Origin of the sequence: Ramlibacter alkalitolerans, assembly GCF_016722765.1 — a bacterium.
Classification (GTDB): Bacteria; Pseudomonadota; Gammaproteobacteria; order Burkholderiales; family Burkholderiaceae_C; genus Ramlibacter; species Ramlibacter alkalitolerans.
Map to the genome: position 1 here is coordinate 46,021 of NZ_JAEQND010000002.1, position 15,005 is coordinate 61,025.

Genomic DNA, 15,005 nt, shown 5'->3' on the forward strand with positions numbered 1-15,005 from the left:
CCTTGCTCACGCTGCCAAGGCGTGCTGCACGAAGCCGCGCTGGCTGGCCTGGCGATTCGGCGCGAAGCCGTTCTTCGCCAGCGTCTCCTGCGCGCTGCCATAGAACTCGCCGATGCGGTAGATGCGGCGCGCCTGCTGCGCGTCGGCCACTTCGCGGCTGCATTCGCGCGCGATGCGCACCAGCTGTTCGATCTGCTTGATCGAACCGAGCTTCGCCTTGCGGTCCTGCGTCCAGATGTTGTCCTCGATGCCGCAGCGCACGTGCAGGCCCAGCGCGATGGCCATCATGTTGACCGGCAGCACGTTGAGCATCGACGTTTCCAGCGTGAGCACCGCGCCGTCCGGTACCGCGCGCACGAAGTTCGCGAGGTTGTAGAGGTTGGGCGCGTCGAAGCCGCCGCCGATCGCCACCCAGGTCAGGATCAGCGGCACGTTGCACACGCCGCGGCGCATCATGCGTTCCACCGTCTCCAGCTGCGTGATGTTGGCGAGCTGGAAGTGCGTCTGGATGCCCTTGGCGGAGAGGCGGCGGATGTGCTCCTCCACCCATTCCGGGCCGGCGGGGATCGTCATCTCGCGGTAGGCGCGGTAGCCCTCGGGCGTGCCGAGGCTGGTGCCCGCGAGGTCCTCGGGCAGCATCTGCTCCACCACGTTCATCTGGTTGGAGTTGATCGCGATGGTCACCTGGTCCGGCGCCGGATTCAGCTCCGCCAGCATGTGGCGCGTGTCGTCGGACAGCCACTTGGCGACCTGGCCGTCGTCCTCCGGCGCGAACGAGATCGAGCCGCCCACCTGCAGGACCAGGCCCGGCACGCGCGAGCGGATGCCATCGAGCAGCTCGTTGAACTTCGACAGGCGCTTGGAGCCCTTGCCGTCCGGCTCGCGCACGTGCAGGTGCAGCACCGTGGCGCCGGCGTTGTAGCAGTCCACCGCCTTCTGCACGTGCTCCTTCATGCTGACGGGGATGTCCTCGGGGAAGTCCGCCGGCATCCACTCGGGGCCGTAGGGGGCGCAGGTGATGACCAGCGGGTCCTGGTGTTCGGGATAGAGCGAGCCGTCCTGGAAGTTCATGGTGTGTGTCCTTGGTGGGGTGCGGGTTTCAGAAGGGGGTGTCGCCGACGATCCCGGCGCGTTCCATCTTTCGGTGGCAGGGCGGGTAGTCCATCACCGCGTAGTGCTGCGTGGACCGGTTGTCCCAGAGCGCCACGCTGTTGCGCGACCAGCGCCAGCGCACCTGGTATTCGGGGATCTGCGCCTGCGCGATGAGGTACTGCAGCAGCTGCGCGGCGCCGGGCGCGTAGTCCTGGCCGCAGCGCACGTTGGCCGGCGTGTGGAAGTTGGTGAAGTGGGTGGCGAAGGCGTTGACGAACAGGATCCGCTCGCCCGTCTCCGGGTGCGTGCGCACCACCGGGTGCTCGGCGTCGGGGAACTGCGCCTTGAGCGCCAGCCGCTTTTCGGTGGGCATCGCGGCGCCGAAGGTGGCCTCGATGCTGTGGCGCGCCCGCAGCCCGGCGACCTGCGCCTTGACGTGCTCCGGCAGCCGCTCGTAGGCGAGCACCATGTTGGCCCACATCGTGTCGCCGCCCACCGGCGGGCACTCCACGCAGCGCAGCACGCAGCCGAAGGGCGGCTTGGCGCGCCAGGTGGCGTCGGTGTGCCAGGCGTTCTCGTAGCGGTCGTTGGGCGTCTCGGGCGACTTGTAGATGCGCACCAGGCCCGGATGCTCGGGGTCGCTGCCGGCGACCGGGTGGTCCTCCAGCTCGCCGAAGCGGCGCGCGAAGGCGACGTGCTCGGCGCGCGTGATGTCCTGGTCGCGGAAGAACAGGACCTTGTGCGTCAGCAGCAGGGCGCGGATCTCCTCCATCAGGCCGGCGTCGCGCGCGGCCGCGCCCAGGTGGACGTTGCGCAGTTCGGCGCCGATGGCGCAGGTCAGCGGTTCGACGGCGATCGCGCGATCGCGGGCGGCGGTGCTGATGAGCGCGGGGGCTTCGGTGCAGGTGGCAGGGGCCATGGCTTGTCTCCTCGGAATGCGAGAAGACTAGGGGTCGGCCCCCGCTGGCGCCCCCCCATCGTCGAGGGGGGGTGGGTTCAGGGAGGGTTCAGGCGGCGTCGGCGAGGAAGCCCAGGATGCGGGCGCGGCCGACCACCTGCTTGCGGCTGCCGACGTCGAGCTTGGCGAACAGGTTCTTCACGTGCCACTTGATCGTCTCCTCGCCGAGCTGCATGGCGAGGGCGATCTCCTTGTTCGACAGGTTGCGCGCGAGCAGTTCCAGGACCTGGACTTCCTTGGGCGTGAGCGCCGCGGTGGCGGTGGCGGCGGCGGCGCGCGGGGCCGGATCGCGCGGCGGCGCCGGGGCCGGCGCTGGTGGCGGGGCCATCCTGCCGGCCGCGTGCTTCACCCAGGCCGCGAGCTGCGGATGCGCGTCGTCGAACAGTGCGCGCAGGTCGGCGGCCTGCGCCAGCGTCAGCACTTCCTGCAGCAGGGGCAGCGAGCGCTCGGCGGCGCGGTCGAGCACCCAGGCGCGCAGGGCCATGGCCTCGAGGCGGTCCCGCCCCAGCTTGCGCTCGCTGGCTGCGGACTCGGCCTGCTGCAGCAGGGGAACCGCAGCGCGCCAGTCGCGGGCGGCGATCGCTGCGTAGGCGCGCGACAGCAGCCACAGGCCGGCGACGCTGCGCCGCCAGAGCTCGCCGGTGGGCTGGGCGGGATGGTCCAGGAGCTGTTCCATCTGCCCCAGCAACTCGCGGCAGGTCTCGCCGCGGAACTCGCGCGCGTGCAGCCGGATCTGCTCCGCCAGGCTGGCCAGCCGCAGGCGCGGCATGCGCCGGGCGATGCCCGCCGCATCGAGCGCGCCCAGCAGCCCCAGCGCCCGCAGCTCGCCCGCGTCGGCGCGCGCGCCGCGGGCCAGCGTGCGGAATCCGAGCAGCACCGACTCGGGCAGGCCGCTGCGTTCGAGAACGTCGAGGCGGTCCGCCAGCAGCACCACCGCTTCGGCGGCCTGCCCGCGTTCCCACCGCGCGGCGGCGAGAGCGGCCGCGACGACGCAGGCGAAGGCGCTGCGGCGTCCCAGGTCGGCCTCGGCGCTGGCCAGGCAGGGCGCCAGCAGCTGTTCGACCATCAGCGGCTGGCCTTCCCACAGGTAGCTCAGGCCCACCACGTACTCGCCCCAGCGATCGAGGTTGCCGGCCACCGGAAAGTGATGGGGGCCGTGCTGCTGCCGCAGGCGTGCCAGCGCGGGCTCGCCGGCCAGCAGCGCGCGGAAGGCGGAGCGGTTGGCGTGCACCTGCAGCAGCGCCTCGGTGGCCAGCGGCGGCTGCTCCGCCCAGGGGTCGTGCAGGGCCGCGAAGCCGTCGGGGTCGTCGGCGAACACCGCGGCGGCGGCGAGGATCAGGGCGGCCTCGCAGCGCAGGCTGTCATCGGCGCCGGGCTGCGCCAGCAGGCGCTCCACGTGGCGCCGCGCCTCCTCGTGGCGTTCGCTGATCGCCAGCGACCAGGCGGCGGCCAGCAGCAGCCGTGGCCGGCGCGCGAGTTCCTCCGGCGAGGCGCTGGCGACCCATTCCAGCACCAAGCCCTGCTGGCCGCGCGCCATCAGCGACCCGTAGACGGTGCGCTCGGCGAAGTCGAAGGCCTGGTCGGCATGGCCGCAGGCCAGCGCATGCCGCGCCGCGGCCTCCAGCAGGCCGTGGCCGGCGAGCCACTCGCAGGCGCGCGCGTGCAGTGCGGCGCGCTCGCTGTAGGGCAGCGCTTCGAAGCGTGGCGTCAGGGCCGCCCGCGCCAGGGCGTGCATGCGCACCCATCCGTGCAGTTCTCCGGCGACGAAGACCGGCGCCTCGCGGACCAGCCGCTCGAGGCGCGAAGGCGTGTCCGCGGCGGGCACCAGGGCGGCGCAGAGGTCTGCGTGCAGGTGCTGCACGAGGCTGACGCGCGTGAGGAAGTCGAGGTCGCCCGGATCGAGGTTGCGCAGCAGCACCGAGACGAACTGTTCCGGCAGCGCCGCCGCTTTCAGGCCGGCGACGTCGGCGCCGCGGCCGGACGGGTCGACCGACAGGGCCAGCTGCACGCCCAGCGGCCAGCCCTCCGTCAGCGCGTGCAGGCGCGCCGCGCGGTCGCGGTCGAAGGCGGCGCCGAGCCGCTGGCGCGCCAGGCGCAGCGTTTCTTCGAGCGTGAAGCGCAGTTCGGCTGCACCGAGACGCGCGCACTGCCCGTACGAGACCAGGTCGTCCAGGCCCAGGTCCGCCTCGGGCCGGGCGGCGACGATGCATTGCAGGTTCGGCGGCGCGTTGCGCACGAGGTAGCCCAAGGCCTCGCGGGCGGCCACGGGCAGGCGATCGGCCTCGTCCACCATCAGCACCAGTTCGAACGCGGCGTGCGCCACTTCGGCCAGCCAGAGGGTGATCCCTTCGAGGCCGCCGGCGGCGCCGCCTTCGAGCAGCACATGGCCGAAGCCGGGCCGGCCCGCGCCCACCCGCACGGCCATGGCGAGGCAGCGCACCAGCCGGTCCACGTCGTCGCTGCCTTGCGCACCCACCCAGGCGACAGCGGCGCCGCGTGCGAGGTGCTCCAGCCGCCACTGCGCGAGCAGGGAGGTCTTGCCGGAACCGGGCGGTGCCTGCACCAGGACGGCGGCGCGATCGCGCAGCGCGGGTGCGTCGGCGGCGAATTGCGCCCGCGTGAGCAGGCCCTTGGGCACCCGCGGGGCGGTGACTTTCAGCAGCAGCTCGCTGGGGTGGGCGGAGGACGCGGGCACGCGGCCATCGTAAACCCGGCCGTGCCCGGCACCCCATCCCCCCTCGGCGCTGGGGGGGCGGCCGGCGGGGGCGGCTCCTACGCTCGCGGCCATTGCAACGAAGCCCCCCGAGGAGACCCGCATGAAGACCCCCATCGCCCTGGCCGCCGCGACACTCGCCGCCGCTTGCGGCCCCGCCCTGGCGCAAAGCAGCGTGACGCTGTACGGCACGATCGACCTGGGCATCCTGTCGATCAACCACGTGAGCGCCAGCCGCCTGGGCTACGTCCCCAGCGGCGCCGACGGCGGGCGCGCCACGCAGATGAAGGACGGCGGCATCGGTGCCAGCAACTGGGGCCTGCGCGGGCGCGAGGACCTGGGCGGCGGCCTGGCCGCGACCTTCCAGCTGCAGGGCAACATCAATGCCAAGGACGGCACGACCGGCGGCCCCAACAGTGCCGCCGGCACGTCCTTCTTCAACCAGTTCTCCACCGTGGGCCTCGCCGGAGCGTGGGGCGAGGTGAAGGTGGGGCGGCAGGTCTCGCCGATGTACTACGCGATGGCGAGCACCGACGCCCGCGGCGCCCGCTACTTCGGCTCGATGCTCACGGGACTCGTGGCCCTCAACAGCGCCAGCGGCGTCTTCGCCGGCAACAACTCCAACCCGGCCTTCGGCACCATCTACAACGACAACGCGATCGTCTACAACGCACCGGCCTGGAACGGCCTGAGCCTCAGCGCGGAATATGCCTTCGGCGACACGGCAGGCAGCGCCAAGGCCAACTCGCAGCAGGCCCTGGCGGCCATCTATGCCAACGGCGGCCTGCGGCTGTCGGCACTCTGGTACAACGGCTACGGGAACAACCTGGGCACGGCCACGGCGCTCTTCACGGCCGCGAGCGGCAGTGCCGCGGCCGGTGCCGCGGCCGCCGCCGCCGCCGGCTTCTCGCCGACGGCGAACACCAACCGCCTGCAATCGGTGGGGGCGCTCTACACCCTCGGCGCGTGGACCGTCAGCGGCGCCTACATGCAGGCGCGCAACCCCGCGCACGCGGTGGTGCCCAACGGCTCCGACCGGCTGGACCTCTGGAGCGTGGGCGCCGGCTGGCGGCCCACGCCACTGCTGAACGTGACGGCCGGCTACTACCGCGTCAAGGACAAGCGCAACGTGGGCAACCACGCGAGCCAGCTGGCCGTCGGTGCCGAGTACGCGCTCTCCAAGCGCACGCTGCTGTACGCCGAAGGTGCCGTGGTGCGCAACGCGGGGGCCAACATGAACTTCAGCCCGGTGTACGCCACGCCCGTGCCTGCCGACACCAACGTGCATGCGGTGATGGCCGGTATCCGCCACACGTTCTGAACGCGCTGCCCCGGGAGGCTGCGGGTTCGGCACCGAGTTCGGCGGTGGCTCGCTGCGCTTCGATGCAACTGCCATGGTTGATTTGGAACGGGAAGCTGGCTACCCTGCCTCCACCCGGGTTTGACGGAGGAGCGCCCGCCGTGAAGACTTCCAGCCGCCACCGGCCGAACGATGCACGCCCATCCTGCCGTACCTGAGCGTCGCCAGCTGACGCTGATGTTCTGCGATCTCGCGGGATCGACCCTGCTGTCGCAACAGCTCGATCCCGAGGACCTGCGCCTGCCGATCCTGCGCTTCCAGCGGCTCATCGCGGCGGAGGTGGCGCGCTACGACGGCCAGGTGGCGCGCTACATGGGCGACGGTGCGCTGGCGTATTTCGGCTACCCCGAGGCGCACGAAGACGACGCCGCGCGCGCGATCCATGCGGCGCTGGCCATCGTCGAAGGCCTGGCGCGCCTGGAACCGCCCTTGTTCCCGCCGCGATCCGGCCCCACGCGGGCACCCGCGGTTCCGATGCGCATCGGGATCGCGACCGGCCTGGTCGTCGTCGGCGACCGCATCGGCGACGGTGCGGCGGAGGAGACGGCCGCCTTCGGCGAAGCACCGAACCTCGCGGCACGCCTGCAGGCGGCCGCGCAGGAGGGCGAGATCGTCGTCTCCGACAGCACCCACCAGCTCGCCGGCAGACGCTTCGATTACGGTGCGCCCCTGCGCCTGCAGCTCAAGGGCTTCCAGGAGCCGGTGCGGGCCTGGCAGGTGCTGGGATCGAACGCGAGCCGCAGCCGCTTCGATCTGACGTGTTCCAGCCTTCTGGCGCCCCTGGTCGGCCGGGAAGTGGAGCTCGCCAGCCTGGCAGCGTTGTGGCGCCAGGCGGCGGCAGGGCAGGGTCGCATCGTGCTGCTGGCCGGCGACGCCGGCCTCGGCAAGTCACGCCTCGCGCTCGCGCTGTCGGAGGCGATCGGGAGCCAGGCGCACATCACCCTGCGCTACCAGTGCTCGCCTTACCACGTCGACAGCGCACTGCACCCCTTCGTGGGCCCGCTGGACGGCGCCGCGGACTTGCTCTCGCCGCCGGACGACAGCCAGCTCGCCACGGCCTTGACGCCGCAGCAACGCCGCCAACGTACGCTCGCCGCGATGGCCAGCCGGTTGCGTGAACTGGCATCCGGCAAGCCGGTGCTGATGCTGATCGAGGACGAGCACTGGATCGACCCCACCTCCCTGGAGCTGGTGGACCTGCTTGCGCGCGGCATCGCCGGAATGCCGGTGCTGATCGTGCTCACCACGCGCAGCGTCGCGCAGCGCGACTGGCTGCGGCTGCCGCACGCCAGCCTCCTGCAGCTGACGCGCCTGAGCCCGCTGCAATCGACCGAGCTGGTGTCGCACCTGGCCGGGCAGGACTTGGCGGGCAACGTCGTCGACGAGGTCGTCCACCGCTCCGACGGCAACCCCCTGTTCATCGAGGAACTGACCAAGGCGGCGGCCACCGGCCACGGCGCTCCGGAGGTGCCGGTCACGCTGCAGGACTCGCTGATGGCGCGGCTCGACCGCCTCGGTACCGCCAAGGAGGTCGCGCAGGCCGGCGCGGTGATCGGCCGCGAGTTCTCGCGCGGCCTGCTCGCGGCGCTGCTGCCCTTGTCGCCGGCGGAGCTCGAGGACGCGATGTCGGACCTCGTCGCCTCGGCCGTCGTGCAGCGCGCACCGGCGCACTTCGTCTTTCGCCACGCGCTGCTGCAGGATGCCGCCTACGCCAGCCTGCTGCGCACGCGCCGCCAGGAACTGCACGCCAGGGTGGCGGAGGCGATCGTGGCCGTGGAGCCCGAGCGCGCCAGCAGGGAGCCCGAAGTGCTGGCGCGCCACTATGCGCTGGGCGGCCGGCCCTTGCTGGCGGCGCGCCATGCGAGTTCGGCGGCGATGCGGGCCCTGGAACGCTCCGCGAACGTCGAGGCCTTGCGCCAGGCGCAGGCCGGGGCTGAACAACTGGCGAGCGTCGATGCCGGCCCCGAACGCGATCGCGTGGAACGGGACCTGCTGCTCCTGCGCGGCGCAGCGCACCGGGCCCTCAGCGGCTTCGCTTCCACGGATGCGGAGCGCTGCTTCACGCGGGCGCTGCAGCTGTGCGAAGGGCTGCAGGACCTGGCGACGGCGATCGAGGTGCGCCGCGGGCTGTTCTCGACCCACTATGCGCGCGGAGAGCTCGCGCTGGCGCGCGCGCACGGCCGCTACGTCGCCGAGGCCGGCGAGCAGCGCGCAGAGCGCGCCACCCGCATGCTGGGCCAATGGATGCTCGGTTGCATTTCGACCTGGCAGGGGAACTTCGTCGACGCCCGCCGCGAGCTGGAGCGCGCGCTCTCGCTCTACGTGCCGCAGGAGCACCGGGCCCGCGCGCTGGCGGCGCAGATCGATCCCGGTGTCAACGCCAACGCCCACCTGAGCTGGGTGCTCTGGATCCTCGGCGAACCGGAGCGGGCGCTGCAGGCGAGCGACCGCGCCGTCACGTCGGCGCGCGAGCTGCAGCAGCCCTTCGCGCTGGCGATGGCGCTGTTCTTCGCCTGCGTCACGCGCACCGGTCGCGACGAGTACGAGGCGGCGGCACCGCTGCTCGCGGAGCTGTTCGCCGTGACCGCCGAGCATCGCCTGAACTTCCTCGGAAGCTGCGCGCGGGTGCTGCGCGGCGAGATGCTGATCGCGGGCGACGAGGGCGAAGCTGGCCTGGAACAGGTCGAACTCGCCCTGCGCGAGTTCGAGGCCCAGCAGGCGGGACTCGGGCGTCCCTGGACGATGGCCATCGCGGCCTGGGCCTGCCAGCGCCTGGGCCGCCGCGGGCAGGGCTTGCAGTTCATCGAAGCAGCCCTGCAGGCGATCGAGCGGCACGGGGAGCGCCACTGGGAAGCCGAGGTCTGGCGGCTGCAGGGCGAACTGCTCTGGCCGCAAGCGCCGGCACGCGCCTGCCTGGGCCGGGCGCTCGAGATCGCGCGGCGCCAGTCGGCGCTTTCCCTGGAGCGCCGGGTGCTGGCGAGCATCGCGCTGCGGGAGCAAGGCAGCGATGGACGCTGAACGTGCCGTCTTCGAGCCGGTCGCGATCCGCAACGTGACGTTCGCGAACCGGCTGCTGCGCTCGTCGGTCGGGGGCCGCACGTGCAACTACGACGGCACGGTGACGGACGTCTGGAAGAACTTCGAGAAGCGCTTCGCCGACGGCGGCGTGGGAGCCGTCGTCTCGACCACCTTCCACGTCAACAAGGACCGGCTTTCGCCCTTGCAGTACCCGTCGCTGGCCGGGCGCAAGTACGTGCACCAGCTGCGCAAGTACCTGCCGCAGATCCAGGCCAATGGCTGCCGCTACATCATCCAGATCGGCGACCCGGGCTACGCCACCTACTCGAGCCTCTTTCCGCAGGCGATCGACGGCATCAGCGCGTCCGCCGGCTTCGACCTGGGTTTCGGGTACACCACGCGGCGCCGGGCGATGACGCCGCAGGAGGTGCGGCGCTCGATCGGCGAGCACGCCGATGCCGCGGCGCGGGTGCGCGATGCGGGTGCCGACGGCGTGGAGATCACGGCGAGCAAGGGCTACCTGATCCACCAGTTCCTCAACCCTGGCGTCAATGTGCGCACCGACGAATGGGGCGGCAGCGAGGACGGGCGCTTCCGCTTCTTCGACGAGGTCACGCGCGCGGTGCGCAGGGCGGTCGGCGAGGACTTCCTGGTCGGCGTCCGCATCGCCGGCGCCGACTTCTACCGCAGCCCCTTGCCGCTCGCGCTCTCGCGCTGGCCTTCGCCGTTTGCCTCGGCGCAAGGGGACGGCAACGACCTCGAGCAGATCGTTCGCTACGCCAAGCGGCTGCGCGGGGTGGACTACCTGCACGTGGTGGCGGGATTCGGCTTCCCGAATCCGCGCGACGTCCCCGGGGCGTTCCCCTTCGAAGAGATCCGGATGTTCTTCGACTCGGTGCGCCACCTGAGCGGCAAGGCCGCGGCGCGCGCCGCGTTCTCCCACCTGCTGCCGGACGCCGCGGCACGGTGGCTGTTCAACGTCGGCTGGGGCGAGCGGTACTCCAGCCTCGCGTTCGCGGCGCGGCTGAAACGCGAACTGCCCGCCATGACGGTGATCGCGAATGGCGGCTTCCAGGAGTGGCAACCGATCGCCGATGCGGTGCGCGGCAGCGTCGACATGGTGTCGATGGCGCGGGCCCTCATTGCCACGCCGGACCTGGTGCGGCGCTATCTCGCCAGGGGAGACGACGTGCCGGCGGGGCGCGGCTGCACGCGCTGCAACCGGTGCGTCGGGCGCACCACCACGGGCCCCCTGGGCTGCTACGACCGCTCGCGCTTTTCGTCGCAACAGGCCATGCACCGCCAGATCCTGCGCTGGAACCGGCCGGACCTGTAGCGCCATGGAAGTCATCGTCTATGCCGATGTCGCGGAGCTCGGGCAGGGGATCGCGTTCTACACGGCCGCACCCGGCCTGCGAGACGCCTGAGCTTGCCGAGGCGCCAGCGCCTCCGGCCGGGGCGTGCTTGCTGACGACGCGGCGCGCGCGCCACAATGCAGGCCTCTGGAGGGCGTGCCATGCGAAAGCTTCCTTCGCTGCTGCTGGCTGCGGCGCTTGCGGGATGCGCCAGCACGCCGGTCAGCCAGGGCGGCAAGGCCGACGTCCTGTTCGCCGGCAACGAGACGATCCGCATCCGCTGGAATCCGCTACGCACGAACGAGCGCGACATACGCTCGCTGGCGGTCGCATTCTGCGGCGGCCGCAAGGTCGAAGAGCTCGAGGCTGCGCCGGATGCCGCTGCTGCGGGCAGCCTGCAGGTGAAGACCTGGCGCTGCGAGACCTTCCCCGGGAGCGGATCGGGGATGTAGGCAGCGGCTTCGCGCCCGGCGTGGCTGGGCCCGCGTGCAGCTCGTATCGCGGTGACGCCGATGGCGCGCAAGGAGCTAGGCATGACGCAGGCATCGTCCCGGATCGTCGACGTCATCGACGGCACGTACGAACTGTTCCGGCATTTCTACGGCCTGCGCCGCTTCACCAAGGGGGAGGACCGCCCTTTCGGTGGCGTCGTGGGCATGTTGAAGGGAACCCTGCAACTGCTGGAGAACCGGACCACCCATGTCGGCGTGGCGACCGACCATGTCATCGAGTCGTTCCGCAACCAGCTCTGGCCAGGGTACAAGACCGGCGAAGGCATCGAGCCCGCATTGCGGGCCCAGTTCCAGCCCCTGGAAGACGGGCTGGCGGCGCTGGGCGTCGTGGTCTGGCCCATGACCGAGCTCGAGGCCGACGATGCCCTGGCCAGTGCCGCCCGGCTCGCCGGGGAGGATGCGCGGGTGCAGAAGGTCCTGATCTGGACACCCGACAAGGACCTGGCCCAGTGCGTCCGCGGCGAGCGCATCGTGCAGGTGGACCGCAGGGGCAACAAGATCCGAAGCGAAGGGGACATCCGGCAGAAGTTCGGCGTCGGGCCGGTGCTGATCCCGGACTACCTGGCCCTGGTGGGTGACGACGCCGACGGCTATCCCGGCATCAAGGGGATCGGTCCGGTCGGTGCCGCACGGCTCCTGAACCAGTTCGGCCCCATCGAGGCCTTCCCGCCCAGCGTGCTGGGCGACCAGTCGGACCGTGCGCTGTTGTTCAAGCGGCTCGCCACGCTGAGGACCGATGCGCCCCTGTTCACCGACATCGAGTCCCTGCGCTGGCGCGGGCCCACGCAAGGCTTCGCAGCGTGGGCCGGGCGCATCGGCGCCCCGGAACTGGGCGCGCGTGCTCTCGCCGTGCAAGAGGCGGTGGAAGGCCGGTCGTGACGATGCGCGCACGCATCGTGTTGCGCCCGGATGGAACCGGAAACAAGGAGCGGCCGTCGGCGCGTCCACCTCGCTACATGTGTAAGTCCTGTGTGGACCGGCCCGCGGAAGCCTGCCAGCCGACGATGGCCGTCATGTGAGCATGCCGCGAGGCGATTCGCTGCCGCTGCCGGGCGGCGTTTCACGGGGCGCGGTCGGGCCCTTGGAGGATGCGCAGGGCTCGCGCCATGCGGCTCACCCGCGTGCGCAGAACATGCCCCGCGCTATCGATCCAGGCGCTTCCTGCGTGGCGATCGTGTCACGCGCGGCGGGCCGTCCGTAAGCCGGGTAAGAGGACATCGCTGAGCGTGATAACGCCCTTCGTGCCGCTAACCTGCGCATCCCTCTTTGTGAATCGAAGGAGTCCCTCATGAAACGCTCGCATGCATCCTTGCTCCTGCTCGCCGGTGTGTTCGCGACATCCGCGTTCGCGCAGCAAGGCATGGTGAAGGTCGATCTCGGCACGGTGGCCGATGCGCTCGCCAAGAACATCAACGTCGAAGTCGACAAGATCCCGACCTCGGTGCAGCTGCCGGTGGGCGTCGCGGCCGGCGCGTGCGGCGTGCCGGCGGCCAAGCTCGCGCCCGCGGGCAGCGACATGGCCGCGTGCCAGGCAACCAGCACGTCCTCCGCGCTGGAGGAACTGGTGGCCAAGCAGGTGAAGACGGCGCCCAAGCAATAGCGCGCCACCTCGCGATGCCGCGCGCCTTGCGGCGTTCGGCATCGCGCCCGGGAGCCGGTCGACCGCGGACATGGGGCTTCCCGGCAGCCGTCGATTCCTGAATACTTGGCCGCACGCCACGTGAGCCGAGAGGAGGAACGACGATGCCAGAGCACCGCATTTTCGCGACTGCGTTCGCCAAGGTGTATCCGCTGTACGTCCAGAAGGCGCAGCGCAAGAACCGCACGCAGGAAGAGGTCGACCGGATCATCTGCTGGCTCACCGGCTACGACCGGGCCGGATTGCAACGGCAGATCGAACAGGGGAACGACTTCAGGACGTTCTTCGCGCAGGCTCCCGCCCTCCATCCGGACAGCGCGCTGATCAAGGGCGTGGTCTGCGGGGTCCGCGTCGAGGACGTCGAAGACCCGCTGATGCAGAAGATCCGCTTCCTGGACAAGCTGGTCGATGAACTCGCCAGGGGCAAGGCGATGGAAAAGATCCTGCGACGATAGCGGCTGCCTTCAACGCACCGCCTCCCACCACCGAGTGGATCGGAACGGCCGGTCGGCATCCACCATCTCGCCGACGCGGGGCGTCACCAGGTCGACGCCGGCGCGCGCGGCCTCGGCCACGGTGCGCCGGATCGGTTCATCCCAGTCGTGGTACGCCAGGTTGAAGGTGGACCAGTGCACGGGGAACATGCGCCGGGCGCGGACGTCGCGCAGCACCTGCACGGCCTGTTCGGGCGTCATGTGGATGTCGGTCCACGCCGCGCCGGGCCCGTAGGCACCGATCTTGAGGAAGGCCAGGTCGAAGGGCCCCAGCCGAGCGCCGATGTCCTGGAAGAGTTTCGCGTAGCCCGTGTCGCCGCTGTAGAAGAAGCGGTGCTGCGGGCCGATCACCGACCAGCTTGACCACAGCGTGCCGCTGCGGTTGTCCAGGCGCCGGCCGGAGTAGTGGCGCGTCGGCGTGCACACGATGCGCACGCTGCCCAGCGAACGCTCCTGCCACCATTCCAGTTCCTCCACCTGCGCCGGCGGCACGCCCCAGCGTTCCAGGTGGGCGCCGATGCCCAGCGGCACGAAGAAGCGGGCACCGCGCCGCGCGAGGTGGCGGATGGTGTCCATGTCGAGGTGGTCGTAGTGGTCGTGGGAGATGAGCACGGCGTCGATCGCAGGCAGGTCGGCCAGTGCGATCGGCGGCGCGTGGAAACGGCTCGGGCCGACCGGCAGGGGCGACACCCGCTCGGCGAACACCGGGTCCAGCAGGAAGCGCAGGCCATCGAGTTCCACATACGTGCTGGCGTGGCCGATCCAGAACGCCCGCAGGCCGCTCACGGGCGGTCTGGTCGCCAGCGCCGCCTTGTCCACCGCGACCACCGGGATGGGCGCCGGCGGCACGCGCACCTCCTTGCCCGTCAACTGCCGCAGCGCGTAGTCGGTCAACGAGGTCGTGCTGGGGGCCTCCGGCTCGAGGTTGACGAAGCGGCCTTCGTGGTACTGCGGATTGGCCACCGCTCTCGCGAGCCGGGCGCCGGTCATCGGCGCGCCGAACTGCGGTCCCGACAGCACCGCCCACCCTGCGGCCACGAGCAAGGCTGCGACGGCAGCGAGGACGAGCATCGCGCGCACGAGCCAGCGGGCAAGGCGGGATTTCATGGCTTCTCCAGTGGGGAGTTGCGTCGCAGTGTGCATCCGCGCGAGCGCTCGTTCAAACGGGGCGGGCCGGCGCCGGCGTAGCATGGCAGCCCGATGCACGCCTACTACGCCGCCCGCGCACCCGAATACGACCGCATCTACCTGAAGCCCGAGCGCCAGCCGGACCTGCGCGCGATCGAGGCCTGGCTGCCCACCGTGGTCGCCGGCCGCTCCGTGCTGGAGCTGGCTTGCGGCACCGGCTACTGGACGCAGTTCATCGCACCCGTGGCGGCACGCGTGCTGGCGATCGACGCCGCAGTCGAGACCCTGCAGATCGCCCGCGAGCGCACGCTGGGCGGCAGCGTGGACTTCGTCACCGGCGACGCCTATGCGCTGCCGGCGCAGGCGCAGGGCTTCGACGCCGCGTTCGCGGGCTTCTGGTTCTCGCACGTGCCGAAGAGCCGCGTCGCCGAGTTCCTCGCCGGCCTGCACCGTGCGCTCGTGCCGGGTGCCAGGGTGGTCTTCCTGGACAACCTCTACGTGGAGGGCAACAGCACGCCGGTCTGCGAACGCGACGCCGAAGGCAACACGTACCAGATGCGCACCCTGGCGGACGGATCCACGCACCAGGTGCTCAAGAATTTCCCGACCGAGGGCGAGCTGCGCGAAGCGATGCGGGGGCTGGCCGGCGAGCTGCGCCACCACGCATGGAAGTACTACTGGGCGCTGGAGTACACCGTCGCCTAGGGTTAGCATGCAATCGAAATCGGGGCTCCGG

At 71.3% G+C, this 15,005-nt stretch carries 12 protein-coding genes; 8 read left to right on the forward strand and 4 right to left on the reverse strand.

Translation table 11 applies throughout. The features are described 5' to 3' along the window. Nucleotides 1-6: 6 nt before the first annotated feature. The 3 genes from JI746_RS03190 to JI746_RS03200 form a co-directional block, all read right to left on the reverse strand. Nucleotides 7-1,071, reverse strand: coding sequence for a BKACE family enzyme (locus tag JI746_RS03190; RefSeq protein WP_201687353.1), 1,065 nt, complete (start codon nt 1,069-1,071; stop codon nt 7-9). A gap of 28 nt (nt 1,072-1,099) precedes the next feature. Then, a complete protein-coding gene (locus JI746_RS03195; protein WP_201687750.1) occupies nt 1,100-1,948 on the reverse strand; it encodes a TauD/TfdA dioxygenase family protein in 849 nt (282 codons plus the stop codon). Between the two features lie 151 nt (nt 1,949-2,099). Beyond that, nucleotides 2,100-4,745, reverse strand: coding sequence for a LuxR C-terminal-related transcriptional regulator (locus JI746_RS03200; RefSeq protein ID WP_330892929.1), 2,646 nt, complete (start codon nt 4,743-4,745; stop codon nt 2,100-2,102). Nucleotides 4,746-4,866: 121 nt separating this feature from the next. Here JI746_RS03200 and JI746_RS03205 point away from each other — a divergent pair, with 121 nt between their 5' ends. The 7 genes from JI746_RS03205 to JI746_RS03235 all read left to right on the forward strand — a co-directional run bounded on the left by JI746_RS03205 (nt 4,867) and on the right by JI746_RS03235 (nt 13,102). Next, the gene (locus JI746_RS03205) at nt 4,867-6,084 is read left to right on the forward strand and encodes a porin (protein WP_201687355.1); all 1,218 of its coding nucleotides are present in this window, start codon (nt 4,867-4,869) and stop codon (nt 6,082-6,084) included. Nucleotides 6,085-6,255: 171 nt separating this feature from the next. Then, nucleotides 6,256-9,141, forward strand: coding sequence for an ATP-binding protein (locus JI746_RS03210; RefSeq protein WP_269129395.1), 2,886 nt, complete (start codon nt 6,256-6,258; stop codon nt 9,139-9,141). Next, nucleotides 9,131-10,477 carry an oxidoreductase gene (locus JI746_RS03215; RefSeq protein ID WP_201687357.1) on the forward strand — a complete coding sequence of 449 codons (1,347 nt, stop codon included), beginning with the start codon at nt 9,131-9,133 and terminating at the stop codon, nt 10,475-10,477. The genes JI746_RS03210 and JI746_RS03215 overlap by 11 nt, the downstream gene beginning before the upstream one ends. A 180-nt stretch (nt 10,478-10,657) precedes the next feature. Beyond that, a complete protein-coding gene (locus JI746_RS03220) occupies nt 10,658-10,948 on the forward strand; it encodes a hypothetical protein (RefSeq protein WP_201687358.1) in 291 nt (96 codons plus the stop codon). Nucleotides 10,949-11,029: 81 nt separating this feature from the next. Further along, a complete protein-coding gene (locus JI746_RS03225; RefSeq protein ID WP_201687359.1) occupies nt 11,030-11,887 on the forward strand; it encodes a 5'-3' exonuclease in 858 nt (285 codons plus the stop codon). Nucleotides 11,888-12,296: 409 nt separating this feature from the next. Continuing rightward, on the forward strand, nt 12,297-12,608 hold the full coding sequence (locus JI746_RS03230) for a hypothetical protein (protein WP_201687360.1): 312 nt from the start codon (nt 12,297-12,299) through the stop codon (nt 12,606-12,608). A gap of 143 nt (nt 12,609-12,751) precedes the next feature. Then, complete coding sequence (locus JI746_RS03235) at nt 12,752-13,102, forward strand: DUF2200 domain-containing protein (RefSeq protein WP_201687361.1); 351 nt, start codon at nt 12,752-12,754, stop codon at nt 13,100-13,102. 9 nt (nt 13,103-13,111) lie between these two features. Here the strand turns inward: JI746_RS03235 and JI746_RS03240 are convergent, their stop codons facing one another. Then, a complete protein-coding gene (locus JI746_RS03240; protein WP_201687362.1) occupies nt 13,112-14,248 on the reverse strand; it encodes an MBL fold metallo-hydrolase in 1,137 nt (378 codons plus the stop codon). A gap of 93 nt (nt 14,249-14,341) precedes the next feature. Here JI746_RS03240 and JI746_RS03245 point away from each other — a divergent pair, with 93 nt between their 5' ends. Next, on the forward strand, nt 14,342-14,974 hold the full coding sequence (locus JI746_RS03245; RefSeq protein WP_201687363.1) for a class I SAM-dependent methyltransferase: 633 nt from the start codon (nt 14,342-14,344) through the stop codon (nt 14,972-14,974). Nucleotides 14,975-15,005: the final 31 nt, after the last annotated feature.

Bases quoted from the DNA above. Each gene is read 5' to 3' on its own strand.
- JI746_RS03190 (WP_201687353.1), bottom strand. From the start codon at position 1,071: ATGAACTTCCAGGACGGCTCGCTCTATCCCGAACACCAGGACCCGCTG.
- JI746_RS03240 (WP_201687362.1), bottom strand. From the start codon at position 14,248: ATGAAATCCCGCCTTGCCCGCTGGCTCGTGCGCGCGATGCTCGTCCTC.
- JI746_RS03245 (WP_201687363.1), top strand. From the start codon at position 14,342: ATGCACGCCTACTACGCCGCCCGCGCACCCGAATACGACCGCATCTAC.
- JI746_RS03235 (WP_201687361.1), top strand. From the start codon at position 12,752: ATGCCAGAGCACCGCATTTTCGCGACTGCGTTCGCCAAGGTGTATCCG.
- JI746_RS03220 (WP_201687358.1), top strand. From the start codon at position 10,658: ATGCGAAAGCTTCCTTCGCTGCTGCTGGCTGCGGCGCTTGCGGGATGC.
- JI746_RS03210 (WP_269129395.1), top strand. From the start codon at position 6,256: ATGCACGCCCATCCTGCCGTACCTGAGCGTCGCCAGCTGACGCTGATG.
- JI746_RS03225 (WP_201687359.1), top strand. From the start codon at position 11,030: ATGACGCAGGCATCGTCCCGGATCGTCGACGTCATCGACGGCACGTAC.
- JI746_RS03215 (WP_201687357.1), top strand. From the start codon at position 9,131: ATGGACGCTGAACGTGCCGTCTTCGAGCCGGTCGCGATCCGCAACGTG.
- JI746_RS03205 (WP_201687355.1), top strand. From the start codon at position 4,867: ATGAAGACCCCCATCGCCCTGGCCGCCGCGACACTCGCCGCCGCTTGC.
- JI746_RS03230 (WP_201687360.1), top strand. From the start codon at position 12,297: ATGAAACGCTCGCATGCATCCTTGCTCCTGCTCGCCGGTGTGTTCGCG.